The 24,044-nt window shown below is 30.6% G+C and carries 23 protein-coding genes; 20 read left to right on the top strand and 3 right to left on the bottom strand.

The window, feature by feature from the left end:
- Positions 1-58: 58 nt before the first annotated feature.
- The 9 genes from HY951_14440 (at position 59) to HY951_14400 (ending at position 7,604) form a co-directional block, all read left to right on the top strand.
- On the top strand, positions 59-379 hold the full coding sequence (locus HY951_14440; GenBank protein MBI5541261.1) for a helix-turn-helix domain-containing protein: 321 nt from the start codon (positions 59-61) through the stop codon (positions 377-379).
- A gap of 577 nt (positions 380-956) precedes the next feature.
- A complete protein-coding gene (locus tag HY951_14435; GenBank protein ID MBI5541260.1) occupies positions 957-1,610 on the top strand; it encodes a hypothetical protein in 654 nt (217 codons plus the stop codon).
- 136 nt (positions 1,611-1,746) lie between these two features.
- Entirely contained in the window at positions 1,747-2,229 is a 483-nt protein-coding gene (locus tag HY951_14430; protein ID MBI5541259.1) for a hypothetical protein, read from the top strand.
- A gap of 38 nt (positions 2,230-2,267) precedes the next feature.
- On the top strand, positions 2,268-3,056 hold the full coding sequence (locus tag HY951_14425) for a hypothetical protein (GenBank protein MBI5541258.1): 789 nt from the start codon (positions 2,268-2,270) through the stop codon (positions 3,054-3,056).
- 38 nt (positions 3,057-3,094) lie between these two features.
- On the top strand, positions 3,095-3,964 hold the full coding sequence (locus HY951_14420) for a hypothetical protein (GenBank protein ID MBI5541257.1): 870 nt from the start codon (positions 3,095-3,097) through the stop codon (positions 3,962-3,964).
- A gap of 37 nt (positions 3,965-4,001) precedes the next feature.
- Entirely contained in the window at positions 4,002-4,805 is an 804-nt protein-coding gene (locus HY951_14415) for a hypothetical protein (protein MBI5541256.1), read from the top strand.
- Between the two features lie 36 nt (positions 4,806-4,841).
- A complete protein-coding gene (locus tag HY951_14410; GenBank protein ID MBI5541255.1) occupies positions 4,842-5,138 on the top strand; it encodes a hypothetical protein in 297 nt (98 codons plus the stop codon).
- Positions 5,139-5,154: 16 nt separating this feature from the next.
- Positions 5,155-6,438, top strand: coding sequence for a radical SAM protein (locus tag HY951_14405; GenBank protein ID MBI5541254.1), 1,284 nt, complete (start codon positions 5,155-5,157; stop codon positions 6,436-6,438).
- On the top strand, positions 6,438-7,604 hold the full coding sequence (locus tag HY951_14400) for a hypothetical protein (GenBank protein ID MBI5541253.1): 1,167 nt from the start codon (positions 6,438-6,440) through the stop codon (positions 7,602-7,604). Before HY951_14405 ends, HY951_14400 begins: the two co-directional genes overlap by 1 nt.
- Here the strand turns inward: HY951_14400 and HY951_14395 are convergent.
- Positions 7,601-8,530 (bottom strand): hypothetical protein, encoded by a 930-nt coding sequence (locus HY951_14395; GenBank protein ID MBI5541252.1) that lies wholly within the window; start codon positions 8,528-8,530, stop codon positions 7,601-7,603. The genes HY951_14400 and HY951_14395 overlap by 4 nt on opposite strands.
- A 1,086-nt stretch (positions 8,531-9,616) precedes the next feature.
- On the opposite strand from HY951_14395, the gene HY951_14390 reads away from it, so the two are divergent.
- The 10 genes from HY951_14390 (at position 9,617) to HY951_14345 (ending at position 19,523) form a co-directional block, all read left to right on the top strand.
- Complete coding sequence (locus tag HY951_14390) at positions 9,617-11,572, top strand: tetratricopeptide repeat protein (GenBank protein MBI5541251.1); 1,956 nt, start codon at positions 9,617-9,619, stop codon at positions 11,570-11,572.
- 33 nt (positions 11,573-11,605) lie between these two features.
- Positions 11,606-12,352: a response regulator transcription factor gene (locus HY951_14385; protein MBI5541250.1), complete on the top strand. Its 747-nt coding sequence runs from the start codon at positions 11,606-11,608 to the stop codon at positions 12,350-12,352.
- A 144-nt stretch (positions 12,353-12,496) separates the two neighbouring features.
- The gene (locus HY951_14380) at positions 12,497-14,893 is read left to right on the top strand and encodes a T9SS type A sorting domain-containing protein (GenBank protein ID MBI5541249.1); all 2,397 of its coding nucleotides are present in this window, start codon (positions 12,497-12,499) and stop codon (positions 14,891-14,893) included.
- A 1-nt stretch (position 14,894) separates the two neighbouring features.
- A complete protein-coding gene (locus HY951_14375; protein ID MBI5541248.1) occupies positions 14,895-15,170 on the top strand; it encodes a hypothetical protein in 276 nt (91 codons plus the stop codon).
- Positions 15,171-15,302: 132 nt separating this feature from the next.
- Complete coding sequence (locus HY951_14370) at positions 15,303-15,851, top strand: toll/interleukin-1 receptor domain-containing protein (GenBank protein MBI5541247.1); 549 nt, start codon at positions 15,303-15,305, stop codon at positions 15,849-15,851.
- Positions 15,852-15,856: 5 nt separating this feature from the next.
- Positions 15,857-17,296, top strand: a complete 1,440-nt coding sequence (locus HY951_14365) for an SIR2 family protein (protein ID MBI5541246.1) — start codon at positions 15,857-15,859, stop codon at positions 17,294-17,296.
- 4 nt (positions 17,297-17,300) lie between these two features.
- On the top strand, positions 17,301-17,792 hold the full coding sequence (locus HY951_14360; protein ID MBI5541245.1) for a TIR domain-containing protein: 492 nt from the start codon (positions 17,301-17,303) through the stop codon (positions 17,790-17,792).
- 3 nt (positions 17,793-17,795) lie between these two features.
- Positions 17,796-18,392, top strand: a complete 597-nt coding sequence (locus HY951_14355; protein ID MBI5541244.1) for a TIR domain-containing protein — start codon at positions 17,796-17,798, stop codon at positions 18,390-18,392.
- A gap of 17 nt (positions 18,393-18,409) precedes the next feature.
- A complete protein-coding gene (locus HY951_14350) occupies positions 18,410-18,787 on the top strand; it encodes a TIR domain-containing protein (GenBank protein ID MBI5541243.1) in 378 nt (125 codons plus the stop codon).
- A gap of 64 nt (positions 18,788-18,851) precedes the next feature.
- Positions 18,852-19,523 carry a hypothetical protein gene (locus HY951_14345; GenBank protein ID MBI5541242.1) on the top strand — a complete coding sequence of 224 codons (672 nt, stop codon included), beginning with the start codon at positions 18,852-18,854 and terminating at the stop codon, positions 19,521-19,523.
- Between the two features lie 61 nt (positions 19,524-19,584).
- On the opposite strand, the gene HY951_14340 is transcribed toward HY951_14345, so the two are convergent.
- Entirely contained in the window at positions 19,585-21,027 is a 1,443-nt protein-coding gene (locus HY951_14340; GenBank protein MBI5541241.1) for an ATP-binding protein, read from the bottom strand.
- Between the two features lie 42 nt (positions 21,028-21,069).
- On the opposite strand from HY951_14340, the gene HY951_14335 reads away from it, so the two are divergent.
- On the top strand, positions 21,070-21,423 hold the full coding sequence (locus tag HY951_14335; GenBank protein MBI5541240.1) for a hypothetical protein: 354 nt from the start codon (positions 21,070-21,072) through the stop codon (positions 21,421-21,423).
- Between the two features lie 4 nt (positions 21,424-21,427).
- Here HY951_14335 and HY951_14330 read toward each other — a convergent pair whose 3' ends face one another.
- Entirely contained in the window at positions 21,428-23,839 is a 2,412-nt protein-coding gene (locus tag HY951_14330; protein ID MBI5541239.1) for a hypothetical protein, read from the bottom strand.
- Positions 23,840-24,044: the final 205 nt, after the last annotated feature.

Genomic DNA, 24,044 nt, shown 5'->3' with positions numbered 1-24,044 from the left:
ACAGGTTTAAGTTGCAACTGACCATTCATCGATTGTCTAACATTAAAAAAAACATTTTATGAATGTCATAACAATGGAGTCTGCTGTCTATGATAATATCATGGCAAAACTCGATAAGTTTGAAGAGGAGCTTAAAAAAGCAGTAAGAACATCCAGCTATCCTTTGAGTGAACGTTGGCTTGATAACGAAGCTCTGTGCAAAATCTTCTGCTGTTCCAAACGTACCTTGCAAATGTATCGTGATGAACATATGCTTCCTTTCTCCCAAATAAAGCATCGTATGTATTACCGTGCCTGTGATGTTGAGAAATTTTTGAATGAGAATCTGAAAGTAATACGTGAAAATAACGGAAGGAGGAAGAGATCAAGCAACCAGTGAGTAATTAAAACTATTGCAGTGGTATCTGTGTAATTATTTTCGGGTAAATAACGTGCAAAATAAATCTGAAAAAAGCTGATAGAAAAATTCTATCAGCTTTTTTTTATATGAATAGAGAATTTCATTTAAAACTAAAAGTTCGATTCAAATTGTACATTTTAAAATCTTTTTTTATTTTATTAGCTGTTCTGCCTGTAAATACAGCTAAAAATCAACTATTTTCAGGACGATACAGGATGCAAAATGAAAATTTTGGTCGAAAATCAGGCGAAAATTTGCGAATTCCGGGCGAAAACAAGGCGATTTTCAGTAATTTCTAAAAAAATCTAAAAAATGTTCATTTAAAAATTGTATTTCAAGTGTCATAATATGAGAAACATAAAAAATAAATTTAATTATTTTTCAATTTCTGTGGTTACTATTTGCCAACTTCATCGACTATGGGTTGTGAAGATGAAAAAAAATAAATAAAGTGTTTTGTTTTAACAACATTACCAGAATGCAATTTGAATGCAAAAAGATAACTTTTAAGGGTGAATGGTATTAATACTAAAATAAGCAATTATAAATAAGTAATATGGAACCAATACTTTCAGACACTAAACAGTTTACAGCTAATGAAAAGCAGTTGATAGCACTTATATTTTCTTGTCCTTTTAGTGAACCATTGGCTAACTGTACTTTATTTCAAACTAGAAAAATAGTCAAATCCGATTATCAAAAAGCAATTGAGAGTTTTGACACAGAGGATATTAATAAATTGATTTCTGAACACGAAAAGTGTTTGTTTGAGAGAGTTAAGAGTAGTGATATAGAATCAATCAAAAACAGTAATCATGAAACAAATAAAAAAATAGCTTATTTAATATGGACAGGAAAAGGGAACCTTGATTTCCTTACATCTGAACTAATTAAAAGAAGGTGGATTAAATCCCAAAACAATTTTTCAAAATTATTTGAAAATAAAGATGAAAATGTTAAAATATTTTGGAATACACAATATCAATATGAGCTTGCTTATCTTCTATATAGATTAAAAAAAGATGGGTTTTTACGCCCAGTAAACACAAAAGGATATTTTAAAGTTGCAGAAATTCATATTGTGGATTATTCCGGAAAATCTTTTACTAAAAATGCACTTGTGAAAAACAGTTCAAAAATATTAAAGAATCCCAAGAATTATATTGATATTATTAGTGCAGTTGACAATATTATGAAAGCAATATCATAAATTATCTAGGGATTATTCTGGAATTATTCTATGACAAAATAACATAACCACTTGTTAATTTAAAATTTCAATTGGACATTTGCTTTAACGTTATTTGAAAAAGATTATTCTAAAAATTAAAACGCAATAATAAATTATGTATAACAAAGCAGAAAATAAAGAGACTTATCTCGGACTGCAATTACCTATATCAAGTGCAAATATTGATGAGACTGGGCTTATGCTTTCTGAGAGGTCAAGATACACTGCAAGAACAGAAATAGCTATAATATCAGCCGCTAATTCTAATCTTGATGGAACAGGAACTATCGTTGATTTGATTGCAGGAGCGGCAGTTTATGGAACTATTATTAAAAGAATAGTATTTAAAGCCCAAGGAACTACTACTCAAGGTATGATTAGAATATTTCACAAAGATGCTGGTGGCACAACACGACTATTAAGAGAAATTGAAGTTCCTGCAGTTACCCCAGCAAATGATGTTCCCACATGGAGTTTTGAATTAAATGAAATTTTTTATTTGAAAAATAGTACCACAGTTAAATTAAGAGTATCTACAGAGAAAGCTGAAACTTTTATTGTAACTGTTGAAGGATTAAACTATACCTATCTTCAATAATAAATGCACACATTTATTTAAAATAAAATCTTTTTAAAATGGCAGCAGAAACACAATATATAGCTAATACAGGCATTGTAACAATAAGTACAGGTAATACTGCAATTGACGGATCAGGAGCAGTAGGTACTGTTTTTACCGCAAATGCAAGTTATAAAGGGGCACTTATAAAAACTGTTACTATCAAAGCGACTACCGATACAGCGCAGGGCATGGTAAGACTTTTTATTTATGACGGATCAGTTACTAAATTAATTAAAGAAGTAGAGGTTCCAGCAGTTATAAAATCGGCAACTTCACCGTCATATGGAATTACATTCCCGTTAAATATTATTTTAAAGGCTGGTTGGTCATTAAAAGCATCAACTGAAGTTAGTAATTCATTTAATGTAATCGCTGAAGCACAAGATTGGGCTTATAATGTTGATTTTGTATTATCGGATACTACAAAATATACAGCAAATAATGGAGCTGTGTCTATCTCTACTGCAAATTCGGCACTTGACGGTTCAGGCACTTTAGGAACAGTAATGACATCAAGTGGCTGTAATTTAGTAAGCGTTACTATTAAAGCTACAGTTAATACAACTGCAGGAATGATAAGATTATTTTTATATAACGGAACAAGTTCGTTTCTTTTTATGGAAATACCCGTTATTGCAACGATAAAATCAGCAATATCACCTTCATTTTATCATAAAATTGTTTTCGAAAATTTCTATGCACTAAAATCTAGCTGGCAATTAAGAGCTTCAACTCAAGTAGGTGGTGAGAACTTTAATATAATCTCTGAATTCCTTGACTTGTCATATCCAACATGGGGATAAATATAAATCGATTAAATAATAACTTAAAACAAAATAATATGGCAGAAGAAACTCAATATACAGCAAATACAGGTGTTGCTGTTTTAAACACTTCAAATTCAACTTTAACTGCAGTAGGAACTTTAGGTACTAATATTTGGAAAGTAATTGATGCTGCTGCAAGTCCTTCTAAGGGATTAATAATAAAAACTATTACTTTAAAAGCGCAAACAGACACTACTCAAAGTATGGTAAGGCTTTTTATAAACAATGGAAGTGGTTCAACTGGTGATGCATATAATAAATTAATATCTGAAATAGAGATACCAGCAGTTATAAAATCTGCAACCAGCCCAGCTTTTGAAATTACAATTCCAGTTGATTATGCACTTTTAGCAAACGATGAATTGTGGGCAACTTTTGAATTTGCCTCTGGTAGTCCTAGTATTAATGTTATTGCAGAAGGAATGGATTGGAACTATTATTCTGCTGCTGTAAGACCAGAAAGTAGTAACTATACAGCAAACACAGGTATGGATACAATAACTGCTGCAAATACAAATCTTACTGGGGCAGGAACCCAAGGCACTGATATTTGGAATATTATTACAGCTACGGCTGGTAAAAATGGAACCCAAATTCAAAGTGTAACTGTAAAGTCAAAATTAACTGCGACAACATCAGCCGGAATGGTAAGATTATTTTTAAATGATGGCAGTGGTGATGGCACTACACATAATTTCCTCTTAACAGAAATACCTGTAGAAGCAACAATACAGTCTGGAACAGCCCATAGTTTTTCAAGACGAATAGATTTTAGTGGTAAAGGCTTTTTTTTAAAATCAGGATGGAAACTTAGAGCTACAACAGAAACAAATGATGATTTCAATATTATTGCTGAAGGTCTTGATTTAACTTATCCTGCATAGTGTTAGTTTACATACTGAAATTTAATAAATAATAATTATGGCAACAGAAACTCAATATACAGCGAATACAGGTGCAGTTGTAATTTCAAGAGGGAACCCCAATAGAGATGGTACAACTGGAGATTATTACAATGTTGTTACAGGTGCATCTAATGGGACATTAATAAAAAGAGTTTTTATCAAAAGTCAAGGTAATACTACAGATGGTATGATTAGGCTTTTTGCTTATGATGGAACAAATACAAAAATGCTTGCTGAAGTTTTTGTTCCAACAATTACAAGATCTGCAACAGATCCATCTTTTGAAACTGTAATTGAATTAAATTATGTTTTAAAATCAGGAGGAATCTTAAAGGCATCCACTCAAAATGCCGAAACGTTTAACATTATTGCCGAAAGCCTTAACTGGGCATATTATGGTTCTGTTAGACCTGAAAGTACAAGGTATACTGCAAATACCGGAATGAAAACGCCTAATTCAGGAATTAGCACAATGACAGGAAGTGGAACAACATTAGATACAAATATTTGGAATATTATTAGTGCGGCTTCAAATGGAACTATTATTCAGAGTATAACAGTTAAAGCTCAAATTACTACTACTGTAGGTATGATTAGGTTATTTCTTTTTAATCCAACTGGATCTTTATATTTTTTACTTACAGAAATTCCAGTACCCTTAGTAACTAAATCAAGTACTGCACATAGTTTCTCTCATAGATTAAATTTTGGCGGTAATGATTTTGCTTTGCAAGCAGAATGGAGCATAAGAGCTACAACTGAAAATTCTGAAGCTTTTAATGTTATTGCAGAAGGTCTTGATTGGGCATATCCAGCATAAATAATTTATAGTAAAAACAATTTTAACAACAATATTATGGATAATAATGAAAAACTTTCTTTGTTTAGAAATGTAAATTTCAGATCTAAAGGTTTGACAGATATACCTTATAATAAAAATCTTAAAAAGATAATAGTTAACCCTTATATTGAAGATATAAATAATCTAAATGATTTTGTTGTTGTAATGCGTGCAGCTGAAGGGAATTGCTGTACTTGTAGTGGGTGTTGTTCAGTTGATAATTCAAGAACAGCAAAAATGGTAGAAGCAGCTTCAGCATTGGGTGGGTATAGTAGTTGTCCTGATCCGGGACCAATTGTAGCTTCACAATAAAAATTTTATGATTACAATGAATAGTAGTAATAATAATTACTACTTGAATCAGGATGTTAAATTACAGTATATTCCTCCACTTTTCTGTTCAGATGATCCATATTATCAGAATAAAAGATTTTTTTTAAAATATTATAATTGGTTTTTAAAAAAAGAGAATCAAAATTTTGAAGAATTAAATGAATCAATGATTATTGATTCATTTACAAATTCACCAGGAATAGTATTTGAATTAACACAAAACTGTAATCTTTGTTGTACTTATTGCGAAAGTAATAAACACTTTTTTCAAAACAAAAAAAAATCGGAAAGTACAATGGATTCTGCATTAGCATTTTCTTTTTTAGAAAAATATAAAAAAAAATATTACATTAAACGAAGAAATTCTGAATTTTACATTAGTTTTTATGGCGGTGAGCCTCTATTAGAATGGGATTTACTTCGAGAAATCGTAAGTTATTCAAAAAAAATATTTTCAAAAAACACTCAATTTCATATCACTACCAATGGATTGTTACTTGAGAACAAAATCGAATATCTTGTTGATAATAATTTTATTATTAGAATTAGTATAGATGGAAATAAGATACAAAATGCTAATAGAATTTTTCCAGATAAAGGAGAATCATTTGAGGTTTTATCAAATATTTTAGAAATTATCAAAATAAAGTTCCCATTATTTTTTAATGATAATATATCATTTCAAAGTGTTATAACTAAGTACAATTCGAATATTGATGAACTAAACGCATATTTTAAAAGAAAGTATGATAAGGAAACTTATCCATTACAACTTTCATTAACAAATTTAAAAGAAGAATATATTGATAAATTTGAAAATGACCTTCAGCAAGAAGTTCTTTTTGATTTGAATGTTGAAAAAAGACGTTATGAATTAAATAAAGATTCATTTTGGGAAAGAAATCCTTCTTTACGGTATTTTTATAATCGTTATTTTATTGATGAGTCAATTAATGAAAAATTTTATTCGCCATATTATAATAGCGGAACTTGTATTCCTTTCAGTAGAAAGATATTTATTAATGCCAATGGGTCTATTTTTCCTTGTGAAAAGTCTAATTTATTAAAACCACTTGGTTCATGTTCAATTAATTCTTTAAACATCAATTTTAATTCAATTTTAAATTCATTTTCCTCTGATATTCAAAACTTCGAAAAAGGTTGTGAAAAATGTTCAAAAGTAATGTTCTGCAATAGTTGTATATATTTATCTAATAATTGTATTAGAAAAGATGAAATAACAACCTCCTTTCTAAATACTATAGAATCTATTATTTAATGCAAAACATTTTTATATATTTAGAATCATATTGTTATATTAAGGTAATTGAAGATTCTGTACTTTTGTATAATACATTGAGTAAAAACATTAAATTACTTATAGCAAATAGATTAACTAAGAATATTTTTATTTCTTTAGTCAAGCAAAGATATTGCTTTGTAAGCTTTTCAGATATCTCAAAAAATGATAAAGATGTTTTCTCTACATTAAGGGATTTGTATTTTTTGGATTATATCCAAATTGGTGATACATTTAAAAAACCAATAATAATGGATCCTTTTATTCATAGTCCGTTAAATATTGAAAAAATAGTTAAAAATAATATCTACTCAATAATTAAAGAAATACACTATTTTCCATTTTATTCTTCGAAAAAGTACTTTGGACATTTTTTTAATGGAATTGATTCTTATTGTAATAATTCTTCTGATTTTAATATGGAAGAATATAATAAAATAATCGATATTCATAATAAAGCACAATTGTCAAAATTATTTCTTTACATCAATAACATCAATGATCTTCATTTACTGTTAACTGATTTCTTATCGCATCAAAGAATTTGTGTAATATCAGTTTTTGGTGAAGTAGATACTTTAGAAATGCTGAAATTGTATAATAATATTAGCCATAAAATTTACTATTATCCTGCTGATTCAAAAATCATATCAGAAATAAAACATCAAATAAATGGACTTAATTCAGATATTTCTTTTTATTGTTTAATTGATGATAATTGTTCTCAAATTATTGAAAATAATCCTGATAAAAAAATATTTAGGTTTAATAGAAATAATAAGTTAATGCTTAATCACTGTATTGATGAGGAAATGATTAAATTATATGGTCCAGACAATATGTTAATTAGATTTAGAAATAATATTAATAATAATTTATTTGGAAAGATATATATAGATGGAAAAAATAATGTTTTTGATAATTTTTTTATTAAAAATAACTACTTTATAATAAATGATATAATAGATGCAATAAAATCATTTACAATAAAAGACCAATATTGGACATTAACAAGGAAAGATGTTATTCCTTGTAAGAAATGTCTTTATTCAGTATTCTGCCCATTTATTACATCACATGAAATAATAAATGAAAATTATTGTAATGTCGAATATAAATTGGGTTACTCTAATGAATTAATTTAACGTATTAATAATTTTAAGTATTCATCACAATTACTTTTTGTTTGAGGTAGATTATCAATAATAGTTATAATTGATTGCATGTCATCGTGTTTCCAAATAACTTTCTTTAAAAGAAAGTAGTTTAAACAATAGTTGCTATTTTTTAATAAAAAAGCATTATTTACAGGATATTTAAATCTATCATTTTGAAAATCACTGGATTTTTTTAAAAGCTTATTCATTTTTCTTTGACAAGTATTATTAAAAATTGAAATTTTATTAGAATCTATAGAAATTTTATTGATAGTAATATTAAGACATTTATAAATTTGTTCAGTGTTATGAATTTCTTTTTTAGCTTCATTGATTTGAGAATTTATAGTGTTATTATAATATTTTAAAGTTAGATAATTGCCAATAACATCACATAGAGCTTCTTCAAATTCATAGGGAATTTTAATAGATTTTTGTTTTAAATAATTATGAGACAATTCATGAAATACAATAAAACAGATGGATGCCTTAGAATAATTAATTAGTTTTTTATTTAAAAGGGCTCTAGAATCTTGATAAGCATAATAAATGTAAGTTGAATACCCTTTTTGGGTATATGCTGATTCTATAATCTTTGCAGAATCAAGGTTAATAAATCGAACAAATGGATAAAATTGTTTGATTTTAATTTTATTAGATAATCCATCAATATTTTCAGGATAGATGTATTCATCAGGAAACTGAATTTTGTTTGAGTATGAAACAAAAAGATAATAATCAGGCAAATCTGTTTTCTCCCAATTGGAATATAAATCTCCGTCTAATTTATATTCTATTTGATTGCAAAAATATTTTTTTAGTTTATCAATAAATAACGAATCATTATTTTGACAAAAAATATTGTTAAAAAATAGGATAAATAGGACAAATAAATAATATTTATTTAATTTCATGTTAGATAAATTATTTTAACTGATTAAATATATGTAATTTTTTAATTAAAGAGAAATTCTTCATACTATTTCAATCATGAAATACAAATAAAATTCACTATTTATTCATAGCTTTGTAACACTTAAAGAAAGTGTTACGAAAATAAACTATTAAAATTCGAGAATGAAAAGTGTGAAACATGTTGCTGTTATTGCAAGAATTAAAAAAGAAATAATGTATTTTTTTAATTAAAAGATTCTGATGTGTCGCCTAATTTTCTTACGTTAGGATTAGTTAGAATACTTTCAACTACAACAGGATTTAATTTTGTTTCAAGAATGTTGAATTATCTGAATCCGTTATTCAGATAATGACACCTTTGACAGATATGTAAAATATATGAAGTTTGTTAAACTTGGTTCACTCTAATAAGCCTTTTTTATTTCCCTGATATTATTTTAATTAAATGCTTTTAATTTATAAATTTCATGACATTTATAATGAGATGAGATATAGGATTATATATATATTAATTAATATATAAAGGGATTATTGGTGGATTATTCTAAATCAACGTTTGTGTATTTATTAAAATAGATAGATTTTTGTTAAAAGAAACTATCTGATTATGGTAAATGCTTTTTTCTATTAAGCTCAAATAATGATTCTTTAATAAGAAGAAAATGAGAAATATTTTAACTTACTCTGAGTATAACAATAGGAAACATACGTTGTCGCAAAAAATGACACAAAATAACGTAGAAAAACAGGAAGCAAGTATTGTTATATAACAATTATATACCGAAGGTGGATTCACTTGCTCTTACTTTTCGAATAAAATTTGGTTTAAAGTATAGTATATTAGCTCATATTGATAATAACTCCATACTAACTTTTGTTTTGTGGTTATTATAATTTAGAAACTTCTTTTACATTAAAATTCAGGAAAAAAAATATTGAAATATGTTTTTTTAATTGTACTAAAATTGTTTAGCCGTTCACAATTTACATGTAACTGTACAATATTTTAATGCCTTTGAAAGTAAGTTTGTTATTTCAACACAATCAATTAATATTTTAACTAATTTGCATTATAATAATATTTGATGAGAAAATTTATTTTATTTATATTATGCAATTTGTTATTATTGTTTATTTATGGGCAAAGTCCCAATGAACTTGATAGTTTATTAAAACTTCTACCTAAAGATAAAGAAGACACTAATAAGGTTAGGCACTTGATTTTTATTTCAGAAGATTTATGCAAAACAGACCCTCAAAAATCTCTCGAATATGCTTTAAAAGCATTGATTGTAGCTGAAAAAATTAAATGGAATAGAGGAATTGCGTCATCATATTTTAGAATAAGTTATGCGTATGATGCACAAGGGAGATCTCCAGTGGCACTTCAATACAGATTAAAAGAACTTGAGAAATGGAAGGAACTTAATGATAAAGATTGCATTTGCTCTTCTCTTGGAACAATAGGAATCTCTTATCATAACATTGGTAATTATACTAAGGCTCTGGAGTATTATATTTCAGCATTAAAACTTGCTGAAGAAATTAAGAACAAAGAGAAAATAATTAGAAATCTTTGCAATATAGCAAGCGTACATGCCGATCAAAATAATTTAGACAAAGCAATTGAATATTACCAAAAAACTTTAAAATTATCTGATGAACCTAAATTTGAAAATTACAAATCTATTGCACTTGGAAATTTAGGAAATATTTATTCGAGCCAAGGAATGCAAAATAAAGCATTAGATTATTATTTCTTTGCTTTAAAAATTGACGAAAAATTAGGCTATGAAGTAAACGTGGCAGGTTGGTATATTAATATTGCAGGTGCTTATCAACTTCAAAGTGATTCTGCAAAAGAAGCCGGAAATTTAAATCAAATGGAAGAAAAATGTAATAAATCTCTTGAGTACTTTTCAAAAGCTTTAAAACTTTCAGATAAATTAGGCAATGATTATTATAAGTCGAGTATTCTTGGTAATATGGGGGCAATTTATATTACAAAAAATAGATTTAAAGAAGCTGAAGAATCTATCATAGCTGCAATTAAAATTTCAGAAAACATTAGTGCCATAGATGAAATTATTGCAGGACATCAACGATTAAGTCAGTTGTACGAACAAATGAAGTTACCTGTTAAAGCACTTGAACAATACAAGAAATATGTAGCCGTAAAAGATAGTGTTTTCAACGAAAACAATAAGAATACTATTTCTGAATTACAAATTAAGTATGAAACAGAGAAAAAGGATGTCGCAAATGTTTTCCTTGCAGAGCAAAATAGAATACAAGCACTAAAAATTAATAACAATAGGTACTTTATAATAGGGCTTATTGTTTTGTTATTACTAGTTTTAGTTTCTGGAATTTTACTTTTTAGACAAAATAAATTAAAATTTAAACATACAGCTTCACAATTTGAGCAAAAGCTTTTAAGAACTCAAATGAATCCTCATTTTATTTTCAATTCTTTAGCAAGTATTGAGAGTTTTATTTACGACCAACAACCCAAAGAAGCTGGTGAATATTTAACAAGCTTCTCACGACTAATGAGACTTATCCTTGAAAATTCAAAATCGGAATATATAACACTAGAAAAAGAAATTGAAACATTAAACTTTTACCTTTCACTTGAAAAACTTAGATTAAATGACACACTCGATTATTCTATTGAACTGAGTAATGTTATTCATACAGATCAGGTATACTTACCACCTATGCTGGCACAGCCATTTATTGAAAATGCAATTGAACATGGATTTCGAGGAATTGATCAAACCGGAATTATCACGATTACATTTACATTAAAAGAAAAATATTTAGAAGTGCAGATTACGGATAATGGTATTGGAATAGCTGAAACGCAGGAAAAAGAACTTCATAAAACACATCGGTCTATGGCGATGGAAATAACTCAAGAACGTTTAAAGATTCTAAATAAATCAAAAAGACAAAAAATGATTTTTTCAGTTACCGATTTGTTCAATGAAAATCAAGAAAACAAAGGAACAAAAATAATATTTTCAATACCTGTATAACAAATAGAATAATAACTAAACAAGCTATAAATAATGCGTATTCTAATTATTGATGATGAAAAAAGAATAAGAAGTTCATTAATTAATGTACTAAAAATACATTACCCGAAAGCTATTGTAGTTGCAGAAGCTGAAAATATTCAAATTGCATTTGAAGCTATTCAGAAACATAAGCCAGAAGTTGTTTTGCTTGATATAAAAATGCCCAATGGGTCTGGATTTGACCTACTAAAGCAAATATACCCAATTACTTTTAAGATTGTTTTTATAACTGCTTTTAATGAATTTGCTTTACAAGCTATTAAATTTTCTGCACTTGACTATTTACTTAAACCAGTTATCCCAAAAGAACTTATTGAAGCACTTGACCGTGCTGAGCGGCAACTAAACACAGAGGAAATGATTGAGAAGTTCAATGTTTTTATAAATAATATTGAAAACGTTAATCGTGAAACAAAAAAGATTGTACTTAACAGTCACCACAAAATACATGTGATAAATTTGAATGAGATAGTTAGATGCGAAGCTGATAGAAATTATACAATGTTTTACCTTACAAATAAAAGATCTGTTCTTGTATCACGTTCACTAAAAGAATACGATGAAATGCTTAGCCCAATGGGTTTCTATAGACCTCATCATTCTCATTTAATTAATTTATCTTTTGTTGATAGTTTGGAAAAAAGAGATGGCGGTATCTTAATTTTAAAAGATGGATCAGAAGTTCCTGTGTCATCAAAAAGGCAATGTGATATTATTGCAGCTCTTAACAAAATATAATTAATTTTATTTCTGCTCAAAATAATAGCCAGTTGGATAAGATTAGATGCACTCTGGTACATTTGTTAAAAATCTTTGCTATTATTTATTTATATTTACTTGATTAAATTGGTGGTTATTAAATTTCTATAATAAATTAAAACTATGAAAACAGTTATTATTATTATTTCGATAATGTTCCTATCAATTGGAATGTGGGCACAGAAGATATATACTATTGCTGGCGATGGTTCAGTTTATTTTACAGGAGATTCAGTTTTAGCTACAAATGCTGGTCTTACACCTTATGGTTCAGTTGCATTTGATCAATCTGGAAATATTTATTTTGCTGATATTTTTAGCCATAGAATTCGTAAAGTTGATGCTTTAACAGGCATGATCTCAACTGTAGCTGGAACTGGTATTGGTGGTTATAATGGAGATGGGATACTTGCAAAATCTGCCCAGATTTATACTCCAAATGCACTTGCTTTAGATGAAAACGGAAATATTTACATAGCAGATTATAGTAATAATCGAGTGAGGAAAGTTGATGCGGTTACCGGATTGATTTCTACTGTTGCAGGTACTGGTGTATGGGGTTATAGCGGAGACAGCCTTCTTGCGACTACTTCAATGGTAAAAAATGTTACAGGAATAACTGTAGACAATATAGGGAATGTTTATTTTTCTGATATGGGTAATGAAAGAATTCGAAAAATAGATGCTTCTAACGGATTTTTATATGATATAGCAGGTAATGGGATTAATGGATACAATGGCGATAATATTTTAGCTGATCATGCAATGCTTAGTGGTCCTCATGGTATTGCTTTAGACGCATCAAACAATTTATATATTGCTGATAAAGAAAATGATCGAATACGTAAAGTAAATGCAGTTACCGGCATAATTACAACAGTTGCCGGCACTGGAGTATATGATATTTATAATGGTGATGGAATTCTTGCTATTAATGCAAATTTTAGACATCCAAATAGTGTTGCAGTAAATGCAGTCGGCGACATCTTTATTTCTGATCAATTTAATCAAATGATTTTTAAAGTTAATCATACTAATAATAGAATATATACTGTTGCTGGTACTTTGTCTGGTGGAAGCACTGCTGAAGGAATTTCTGCACTCACCGCTTTGTTGCCTATGCCAGTTGGCGTTGCTATTGATGCCTGTGGAAATATTTACATTTCTCTTTATGATTCTCATAGAGTTAGAAAAGTTTTTTCTTATGATTTAAACTTAAATCAAACTGACTTAACCTGTTTTGGACAATGTAATGGAGCAATTAGTGTGAATGCGACAGGAGGCGTTGCACCCTATTCTTATTTATGGGGCAATGGCATGGGTAATAGTACAAGTTTATCAAATTTGTGTGCCGGAACTTATTGGTTAAGTGTTGTGGATAATTCAGGATGTAAAGAAATATTAAATATTACAATTACACAACCAAATCAAATGGCATCAAACCTTACTACTGTTAATACTAACTGCAACGCTACCGGAAGTGCAAATGTTTCGGTTAGTGGGAATTACCCGATGACATATTTATGGTCTAATGGTAGTACAACAACGAGTGCAACAGGTTTAAGTGCGGGAACATATTCAATAACAATTACTGATGCAGTACAATGTACATATGTTGAGAATTTCACTATAACAAATACTACAGTTACATTTCCATCGGCACCTATTTGCATGGTAACTGTAGATTCTTTATCGCAAAATAATATAATTGTATGGGATAAAAACGGATTTCAAAATGCAGATTCATTTATTGTTTACCGTGAAATAGCTACTAATAATTATCAACCTATTGCCCATATACCATTAAATGGGTTTAGTCAGTTTGTTGATACTGTAAGAACATTATATTTCCCAAATACTGGTGATCCAAATGCAGGCACATATCGTTACAAATTGCAGATAATTGATTCTTGTGGAAGAGTTAGTAATATGAGCCCGTACCATAACACAATATACATGTTAAATAATGGGAGTGGAATTTTTTATTGGACTCAACCTTACACAATACAGAATGGACCAAACCCTGTTTCAAGCTATGAGCTAATGAGGGATGATAATAGCAATGGAACATGGCACGTTGTTGCAAGTGTGGCAGGAACCCAGCAAACTGTAAGCGATCCATTGTATGTGATATACCAAAACACTGCATCATGGCGTGTAAGAACAGTCTGGAGTGTAAATTGCACACCATCTGTAAAAGGTACAAATTCTAATTTTAGCACTTCATTTTCTAATATTTATTCAAATAATGCCACTTCAATTATTAATACATTACTGGAAAATCAGATATTTGTTTTCCCAAATCCAACAAATGATAAGGTATATATTCAAAGCAATTTACACACAATAGAAGGTGTTGAGATTTTTAATGTTTTTGGTGAATTAGTGAGCTCGTGCAATAAATCTAGTATAGAAGAGAATGGTTTTATTGATTTGTCAAATATTTCTAGTGGAATATATTTTATAAATATAACTACTGCTGATGGTTTTGCTGTTAAGAAAATAATTAAAAATAAATAGTATGGGATACAAGGCTTTAATTACTTTAGACTTAAACTCTACCAATGATGGTAAGTTACGTGATTTATTTTATTCTGAATTAAAAAATAAACATTGGGTAAAAATTTCAAGTTTAACAACTACATGGACGGCTAATTTCTCTGAAAATACAAATAGAGATGATGCTATTAAACATTTAATAACTCATTTACAAGAAGCAAAAAAGTTTAGTAAAATTCCAAGTGTTGAATATGCTATTCAATTAGATAAGTCTGATGTAGTTATTTCTAAAATGTAACAATCTTTTGTTTGGTAGTTTTTATTAAATGTCGCAGATGTAAGTAGGACAGATTGTCCATTTTAATAAGTTTTGCCCATTGTTAAAACTACCATGCAAACAATTAACCGACTGAATTAAAAAAATATAATTATGGCAATTTTAACAAGGACAAGACTAACAGCACTGACTGAAAGTAAGCTTGGGACAAGAATATTCAGCGAAACAGTGAATGAATCAAAACGAGAAACAAGAACTACTGCTGTAGTTTCTGTATTTCTTTCTCATAGTCATGATGATTTGGAAAAAATTGATGTTGAAAAAACTATTGTGCTTTTAAGAAAAGTGGGAGTCAGAGTATACATTGATTCAAATGATTCTTCACTTCCACCTTTTACAAGTGCTGAAACAGCAAAAAAAATTAAGGAGCAAATCAAACTAAATAACAAGTTTATTTTGGTAGCAACCAATAAAGCCATAAATTCTAAATGGTGTAACTGGGAATTAGGTTTTGGTGATGCTCAAAAATACATTAATCATATTGCGCTTATTCCAATTGCTGATAACTCAGCTTCTTGGAATGGTTCTGAATACCTAAGAATTTACCCACGTATTGAAGAAAGTGAATACACAGCAGAACACATAAAAATTATTTTTCCTGACAAAACTGAAAAGTCATTACTTGACTGGCTAAAATCATAATTAATATGACATACAACAGAGAAATCGAATCGTTCATTAAAGATTTCGTAAAGGACTTGGCTGAAAACAACGTTGCTGTTTTCGCAGGTGCAGGAATGTCCATATCGGCAGGCTATGTAAATTGGGCAGACTTATTACGAGACATTGCAGAGGAAGTAGGTTTAAGTGTAGACAAGGAGCATGATTTAATTTCTCTTGCACAGTATCATGTAAATGAACATGGAGGAGGCAAGGCAAAAATCAATAGAAAAATTCTTGAAGAATTTACAGAAGAAGCCGAATCATCTGAAAACCATAAAATTTTGGCAAGACTCCCTATTACAACTTTTTGGACAACCAACTATGACACTTTAATTGAAGATGCCGTAAAAGCAGCAAACAAAGTTGTTGATGTTAAACACCAGATAAAGCAGTTAGCAAATACACGTCCCAAAAGAGATGTCGTACTTTACAAAATGCACGGTGATGCACATCACCCTGCTGATGCAGTTCTCACAAAAGAGCAATATGAATCTTATTACAAAACACATGAGCATTTCATTACAGCCTTAAGTGGCGACTTAATTTCAAAAACATTTTTATTCATCGGTTTTAGTTTCACTGACCCAAACCTTGACTATGTTTTAAGTAGGTTGAATATTCAGTTTGGAGAAAACAATAGACAACACTATTGCTTTATTAGAAAGCAAAGCAAAGGATCAGACGATGATGAAATGTACAGATACAATTTAAGAAAACAAGAGTTGATGGTGAACGACTTAAGACGATACAAAATCAAAGCTCTTGTTGTTGATGAATACACAGACATCACAGAGATTCTAAAAGAAATTGAAAGAAAGTTTAGAAAGAAAACTGTTTTCATTTCAGGAAGTGCCGAGGAATACGGAGCATGGAATAGAAACGAAGCACAAGGTTTTATTCATTCGCTTAGTAAAAATATTGTCTTGGCGGGTTTCAGAATCGTAAATGGTTTTGGTTGGGGAGTTGGAAGTGCTGTTATCAATGGTGCATTAGAAGCAGTTTATGAAAAGCCTGATAGGTTTTCTGAAGATCAATTAATCATGAAACCTTTCCCACAATTTGAGACTGGAGACAAAAAACTCTTTGATCTTTGGGAAGATTACAGACAGAAAATGATTTCACTAGCAGGAATTACAATCATCATTTTCGGAAATAAAAAAGACGAAAAAGGAATTATCATACCTGCAAATGGTGTGAAAAGAGAATTTGAAATAGCAATCTCACAAGGTCTAATTCCCATTCCTATCGCAACAACTGGATATATCACAAAAGATATTTTCGATGAAATTATGAAAGCACCTGAGTCATATTACAAGGGGATTGAATGGATTATTCCTCTTGTTAATGATTTAGCATCAAGCAAATTAACAAAAGAAGAAATAATCAAAAAAGTAATAACAATTATTCATACAATCAATAAGTGATAAAATGGCTAAACGAATTTTTACAAGCTTTCATTACATCCCCGATAATTGGAGAGCTTCTCAAATTAGAAGTATGGGGAAAATTGAAGGTAGCAGTGTCGCTACAACTAACAAATGGGAGGAAGTTATAAATGCAGGCAACAAGGCTATTCAAAAATGGATTGATGATAATATGAATGGAAAGTCTTGTGTTGTTGTCTTTGTTGGAAAAAAAACAGCAGGCAGAAAATGGATTGACTATGAAATTGAAAAGGCATGGAAGGATGGTAGAGGAATTTTCGGAATTTATGTACACAACTTGAGAGATAGTGATGGTGAACAAACAGAAAAGGGCAATAATCCATTTGATCATTTCAAAATAGGCAAAGAAAAATTATCTTCAATTGTAAAGTGCTATGACCCACCTTACAAAAAAAGCACAAATGTATATAACCACATCAAGGAGAATATAGAAGATTGGATTGAAGAAGCAATTAAAATAAGGAATAAGTATTAATCAATGCCTCGAAACGTTTACTTTTCTTTCAGCTATCAAGACGTGATAGATTTTAGGGCAAATGTTGTTCGCAATAGTGGAAAGTTTCGCAAAAAAGGAGAGGAATTCCGTGACTTATCTATTTGGGAAGAAGCAGAGGAAAAGAAGGTAAAAAAAATCAAAGCCCTTGTAGAAGCAGAATTAAAAGGTTCAAGTGTAAATTGTGTGTTAATTGGTAGCGACACTTATTCAAGAAGATTTGTTAGATATGAAATAATGAAAAGTTTTGAAGCCAATAAAGGTCAAGTTGGGGTAGGTATCAACTGGATAAAAGACAAATACGGTAACAAGAAACTATGGGCAGGTGAAAATCCATTTGATTATCTTGCTGTAAAAATTAGCAAAGACGGAAAGATAATTGAGTTATTTGAAAAGAAAGACAGCCTGTGGGTTGTTTATAAAGATTTACTTTCAATCAAGAACTCTTTTTTTAACGAACAACATTTTGGTAAAGATTTTAGGCTTTCTGAATTTTATAAACGGTACAGTTACGATTGGGATAATGGCAAAGTTAATTTTCCAAAATGGATTGAAGAAGCTGCAATAAAGGCAGGACGCTAAACAAAATAAAAGCAACAATGAGCAAATCAATTTTTATAAGTTGTGTATTTGAGGACAGACACAGAATTGACTCAATTAAAAAATGGGTTAGAGATAACCGCCTTGGCGATGTTGCCATAACTCACGAAACAGAAGACAAACGACAACAAGGAAAAGAAGCTGTGAAGCGACATATTAAAAGCAAAATTGAAGACGCTGCGTTTGTAATGGTTTTAGTTGGTCAAGATACACATAATCACGAATGGATAGAAGTAGAAGTTGAACTTTCAAACAGTTTTCACAAGGAAATAATTTGCGTTAGAGTTCCTCATACTACAGGAGCAGTTCCATCTTTGCTGGCAAACAAACGACTAATAAGTTTTGACCCAGAAGCAATTAAAAAGTTAATTTCATGATGAGTTATTCACAAACAAAATGGACTAAATGCGCTGGACTGTATTAACCCAAAAAGATTACTATATGAAAAAAATTACTGTAAAAAAGTTAATAGAATTTAAAAGGAAAAGTGATAAGTCTAAAATCACCTTTGTAAATAACTTAAAAAAAGACAAAAAACCTAAAAATGATTCAGGTGGTGATTACTGGATTACAAGTTTAAGTGCTATTAGTAATTCTTTCAAAACGGAAAATTTAAAATTACTAGATGAAAAGATTGAAGAATTAAGAGATAAGATAAAATTAACAAATAACAAAAATGTAAAAGACCAATTTCAACGTAACATAAATGTTCTTGAAAATTTTAAAGATTTTGATTTAAAAGAAACAAAACCTAAATCAAAATTGAACTACATCAAAAAGCATCTATCTGATATGATAGTTAATATAAATGGCTTACCAATTGAATCAAGACCAAGATTTGTTTACTCATATTCAGGAACTAAAGATGAAGAAATAGGTGGAATTTGGTTTGTTGCTAAACTGAAAGGCTATACAAAAACAGAATTAGGAATGTTTGCAGAAATGATATTCAGATATATAGAAAAGATTCATTCAGGGAAATATTTTGTAAATCCTGAATATTGTATTGCAATAGATGTTACAGATGGAAAGGCAGTAAAATATCAAGAAATTATTGATGAAAAAATATCTAGTGTAATTGAATCAACTATCGATGAATTAAAGAAATTATAAACTAAAGTGAATCTATTAATGGCAATTCTATTCAGTGGGAGTTGTTTGTAAATTAATAGAATTAAAACACTGTAATATTCCCACCTATCCCAAACCTTCCATTTCCTTTTGCTTTCCCATCCGTTACCTCAATAATAACATCTACTTCGTGTGCATTCTCATTTGTACCCCTGAATTTTCCGTCTTTGGTAGTGTGGTAAATGAAAATAAATGAAGTTTTAGGGTTGTCTTTTCTGAGTTTTCGTAAATAATCCATGTCAAAACCAGCACGAGAAATACTATCAATAAAAACAAAATCATAATCCGAAATATTATCCGGTATTTTTTCTGATACATACAGTTTCGGATGATTAGCACCAAGCCTATCCATCTTCTCCTTTAAAGTATATCCGAATTTTTCCTCTATAGCACAATATAACACCTTGCCATGATTTTCGGCAAGATATTTGGCAAAGTCAATGCAGAGGGTGGATTTGCCGGATTTAGGCAAGCCGTAAACCATTGCAGAAAAACCAACGGAAGGATCACCGATTAATTCACAATACTTTCCCTGAAGCCCGATGGTTTTAAAATTCATGTTTGCTAATTCTGAACTACGGATTACTTCGTTATTTTCTGGTTCTTCTTCGATTCCGTATAGTTCGGGGCTTTTTTTTTGATTGAATCCAGCCATCCCCATTAAGCCATTCAATTCACTTTTATTAATTACTGGACTTGTTGTTTTATTTTCTATATAATCATTCAGAGAATTGTACAACTTGTTAAGTCGGTCAGCATAGGGGTCAGCTTTGTTTACTTTATTGTTTTCCACTGCTTTTTTCATTTTTGCCATTAATAATTTTGCTTTTTCCTTCACATCCTTTTTCCCATGCAGGTTAATGTACTGTCGGATATAAGTAACAGAGAGCATGGTTTTCTGGCTGTGTGCAATTTCGTTGTAACGTGCAATAGTTTTATTGTCAATGGTAATTTTAATGCTGTCTCCCATTTTTTCATAACATTTAATAAGCTGGTTCTGGATATTCTCAATTTCCTTTGCATACACAGAAGTTTTACGGATGCGCTTTTCAAGTATAGCTTTTTGTAAAGAGTTCAGGAAACGTAATATTTCATCCTGAGTTTTTTCTTTTCCGTGCATACCAACATACCGTTTGATAAAACCAACCTCCGGTAAAATTTTTTCAACTCCTTCAGGCTCTTGTTCCGGTTCAACCTTTTTGCTTTCCGTTTTTTTTACATTTGGCTCAGGCTTTTTCTTACTTTCATCTTTTGTCTTTTCACTTTTTACTGCTTTCGGTTTTTCTGGTGGATTCTTCTTCAGATACTCATTCAGCTTTTGGATATAAGCATCTACAACCCTTTTTATATTTTCATTTGAGTTGTATGCAGACCAGTTATTTGTTGCAGCCCCTTTAGTGAGTTTATCACCGTTCTTTAACGCTGCTGGTAAATTGTCGAAATCAATATTCCGGGTTTGCTCGATGTAATTAGATGTGGTTATCATAAATTTTTGTTTTGAATTTATAACTTTGAAAAAAAATAATTGATGCATTTAAGGTTTACAAAGGAGAATAATAAACACACCATTAAGTGTGAGACATTGTATTTTACCTCTGTAGTGTTTTTTGTCGGGAATGAAAAACACGCTATTCTTAATCTTACATGGGATAGTAATGAAGATGGGAAAACAGTAAAACAAAAACAGCAGATAGATCTTAATGGATATATAGATTTGTATGCTCCTGTTACAAAAGGAATAATTGTTCTAAGAAAGGACAGTCCTAAAGCATTGCATAAGTTTCCCAACCTTATTGGAGAAATAACCATTAGCTTCCAAAATACTCCTAATAAAACTGATTCTCCTGATTTTGATGTGGCTATTGAATTCTTCACAACATAATTTGTTATAGAGTTAATAAATCAAGTTCAATTTCTAAAGCCAATGCTTCCAGTTCCAATTCACTCATAGATGGAGCCAGTGAAGGTATATCCGGCATTCTTTGTTCAGCTACCTGAACATCTTCCGACTTGAATTCAAGCAGGTAGTTCAGTTTTGCAAATTCAGCAGCTCTGTCAGATGCAGTTCTTCCTTCCACCTGTAAAGCGGATTTCTTTTGCTCAATTTCAACACGAAGACTTTTCCAGCGTTCAGAGTTTACTTCACCTCCATAAAGTTCGGATTTCTTTATTACAGCTTGTTTTTCGAGTTGGTATGTTTCAAGAACTTTGGCAAGGTCGCTGTCAATGGAATATCCTTTTGGTTTTAGTATTGTGCGCTCTGTTTTTCTAACTTTGGAAACATATTCTTTAAAATATTTCAGATACCAAGAACGGTCAAAATAAATACTAAGAGTGCTGTAAGAATTTTCAATTTTCCTTCCGATGGCAAGTACATCCTTATCCTCAAAGGTGGATGAGTTCAGAAATGTTTCCATATCCTCTTTGAGTTCCTTTGCTTTCTTATAAGTCTTGGCTTTTGTATTTTGTTCTGATTCCGGTTCTATTACAGTTTTGTTTTCAAAATATTCAGAATTAATAAGGCTTTCATAAAACTTGCGGATTGCATCGAGAGATTCTCCACGATAACGATTGTATTCTTCTATGTCGGATTTTACTTCTTCAATCATTTCAATGGCACGATTAGCTTTTGCCATTTCACGGTTAAGTTGTTCTTTCTCCTGATCGAAAAACATTCTCACCAAACGGTCAACATCTGTAATTAAGGCAAGTTTTATTTCTTCAGGGTCGAGACTTTCAAGGTCAAGGACATTTCCTCTGTCTCCTTTAAACCAAATGTCATTTATCCGGCTTGTTTTTTCTTCGAGCTTCTGAAAAACAAAAACGTCCATTGAATCCTGAACCAATGGCATAACAATTCGTACATAGGCATAGCGGTTTCCCTGTCTCCATATTCTTCCTTCAAGCTGGCGAATGTCTGTTGGATTCCATTCGGGATAACAGTCATAAATTACAGTTCCTTGTTTTTGCAGGTCAATTCCTTCACGGATAGTAGCAGTTCCAATTATCACTTTAACCACACCTTCAAGAAAGGCTTCTTTTATGGTTTCTTTCCGGTTGTCGTTAATTTCAGAACTTATAATTTCTACTTCATCAACTTTTGTTTTATCGAACATAACCCCTTTCTGAAAACCAACTTCATTTTCGAGGTACTGTTTTATCATGTGAAAGAACTGTTTCCCACGATTCATATAAATGACCTGACCCGAAACAGATTCTCCACGTTGTTCGTGCCAATCTTTTACAGACTGAATGCAATCCATTACATATTTGATTTTTGGACTTTCATTTACAAATTCATTGTAGTCTTCCGGTGAACCATTTAGCAAAAAAGGGGAGAGTGCATTGTCTAAAGAATAAGCCAGTGCCCGAAACAAATTGCCCATATCCAGCTTTCCTTTAGTTGAGCTTTTTGCCAAAGCAACAATACTGTTTTGATTCTCCCTTTGTTTTGCAGTCATGTTGATGTAAGTAAGAACCTGCTTTTCGTGTTCCAATCGTTCACGTTTTCCGGCAACAGCATCATACAACATCGGAAGATTAATTTTCTTTGGTCTTTTTACTCCGGCTTCTTCTCCGGTACGGTAAAGAATGTGGTTGTAAATGAGTTTTTGTAATATCCTGCGGTTGGTAAAGGATTTAATAACTTCCTTTTCTACGATTTCTTCTTTGTAGTTTGCAGTCCACTCTACGGTAGGCAATACAAACAAATCAAAGAATGTATCAATGTTGTAGATACCGCTTTTGTTTAGGCTCTCATAAGCGACCAATGAAAGCATGGAATAAATTTCAAGGGGAGAGTTGGTAAATGGCGTTGCCGTTAAAAGCATCGTATTGCGTCCAAATTTCCGCTGAATATAGTTTAAGATGAGGAAAGCCTTCTGTCCGGTCTCGGATGTTGCAGATTGAATATTATAGCGTTTATTTCCGTCTTCGTCTGCTTTCACTGAACTGAACACATTTTTTGCACGGTGAGCTTCATCAATCACAACATAATCGAATCCCAATATATCCACATCAGCAACAGTATCTTTTAAACCAACACCAATCATTTCACGGAATTTCTGGTATTCAATTTCTTTGTCCCTTGCTGATTTCTCTTTGCTTTGTCCCAGAATGTTTACCAGTTCAACAAAAAGTTCATCGGAAACTGAATCTCCAAAACCCAGCTTTTTAAATCCTTCGTATGTAACGATGGTAATGGATTTTTCCGGTACAACTTTATTTAGGTTGATTCTTTTTACAACATCAGTTCCCAGATTATACCAATCGTTTAGGGTGATTCCGGTATGAGACAAAATACCAGAAATAAACTCACCGGACTTTTTATCTTCAAAACCGAATATTTCATTAATCCACTTTTTATAAGTTGGTTTTGGGACAACAATAAGTGGTCTTTTACATTTACCCGAATAAATAAAATTTGCAAGAGAAGCTATGGCACAGGCTGTTTTCCCGACACCAACATCAAGTGTATACTTATTTCGTAAAGTTATTTAATAT

This window comes from Bacteroidia bacterium, from assembly GCA_016218155.1.
GTDB lineage: Bacteria > Bacteroidota > Bacteroidia > Bacteroidales > GWA2-32-17 > GWA2-32-17.
This window is presented reverse-complemented; position numbering and strand designations above follow the sequence as displayed.

Excerpts from the sequence above, each read along its gene's own strand:
- HY951_14440 (MBI5541261.1), top strand. The coding sequence starts at position 59 with ATGAATGTCATAACAATGGAGTCTGCTGTCTATGATAATATCATGGCA.
- HY951_14435 (MBI5541260.1), top strand. The coding sequence starts at position 957 with ATGGAACCAATACTTTCAGACACTAAACAGTTTACAGCTAATGAAAAG.
- HY951_14430 (MBI5541259.1), top strand. The coding sequence starts at position 1,747 with ATGTATAACAAAGCAGAAAATAAAGAGACTTATCTCGGACTGCAATTA.
- HY951_14425 (MBI5541258.1), top strand. The coding sequence starts at position 2,268 with ATGGCAGCAGAAACACAATATATAGCTAATACAGGCATTGTAACAATA.
- HY951_14420 (MBI5541257.1), top strand. The coding sequence starts at position 3,095 with ATGGCAGAAGAAACTCAATATACAGCAAATACAGGTGTTGCTGTTTTA.
- HY951_14415 (MBI5541256.1), top strand. The coding sequence starts at position 4,002 with ATGGCAACAGAAACTCAATATACAGCGAATACAGGTGCAGTTGTAATT.
- HY951_14410 (MBI5541255.1), top strand. The coding sequence starts at position 4,842 with ATGGATAATAATGAAAAACTTTCTTTGTTTAGAAATGTAAATTTCAGA.
- HY951_14405 (MBI5541254.1), top strand. The coding sequence starts at position 5,155 with ATGAATAGTAGTAATAATAATTACTACTTGAATCAGGATGTTAAATTA.
- HY951_14400 (MBI5541253.1), top strand. The coding sequence starts at position 6,438 with ATGCAAAACATTTTTATATATTTAGAATCATATTGTTATATTAAGGTA.
- HY951_14395 (MBI5541252.1), bottom strand. The coding sequence starts at position 8,530 with ATGAAATTAAATAAATATTATTTATTTGTCCTATTTATCCTATTTTTT.
- HY951_14390 (MBI5541251.1), top strand. The coding sequence starts at position 9,617 with ATGAGAAAATTTATTTTATTTATATTATGCAATTTGTTATTATTGTTT.
- HY951_14385 (MBI5541250.1), top strand. The coding sequence starts at position 11,606 with ATGCGTATTCTAATTATTGATGATGAAAAAAGAATAAGAAGTTCATTA.
- HY951_14380 (MBI5541249.1), top strand. The coding sequence starts at position 12,497 with ATGAAAACAGTTATTATTATTATTTCGATAATGTTCCTATCAATTGGA.
- HY951_14375 (MBI5541248.1), top strand. The coding sequence starts at position 14,895 with ATGGGATACAAGGCTTTAATTACTTTAGACTTAAACTCTACCAATGAT.
- HY951_14370 (MBI5541247.1), top strand. The coding sequence starts at position 15,303 with ATGGCAATTTTAACAAGGACAAGACTAACAGCACTGACTGAAAGTAAG.
- HY951_14365 (MBI5541246.1), top strand. The coding sequence starts at position 15,857 with ATGACATACAACAGAGAAATCGAATCGTTCATTAAAGATTTCGTAAAG.
- HY951_14360 (MBI5541245.1), top strand. The coding sequence starts at position 17,301 with ATGGCTAAACGAATTTTTACAAGCTTTCATTACATCCCCGATAATTGG.
- HY951_14355 (MBI5541244.1), top strand. The coding sequence starts at position 17,796 with ATGCCTCGAAACGTTTACTTTTCTTTCAGCTATCAAGACGTGATAGAT.
- HY951_14350 (MBI5541243.1), top strand. The coding sequence starts at position 18,410 with ATGAGCAAATCAATTTTTATAAGTTGTGTATTTGAGGACAGACACAGA.
- HY951_14345 (MBI5541242.1), top strand. The coding sequence starts at position 18,852 with ATGAAAAAAATTACTGTAAAAAAGTTAATAGAATTTAAAAGGAAAAGT.
- HY951_14340 (MBI5541241.1), bottom strand. The coding sequence starts at position 21,027 with ATGATAACCACATCTAATTACATCGAGCAAACCCGGAATATTGATTTC.
- HY951_14335 (MBI5541240.1), top strand. The coding sequence starts at position 21,070 with ATGCATTTAAGGTTTACAAAGGAGAATAATAAACACACCATTAAGTGT.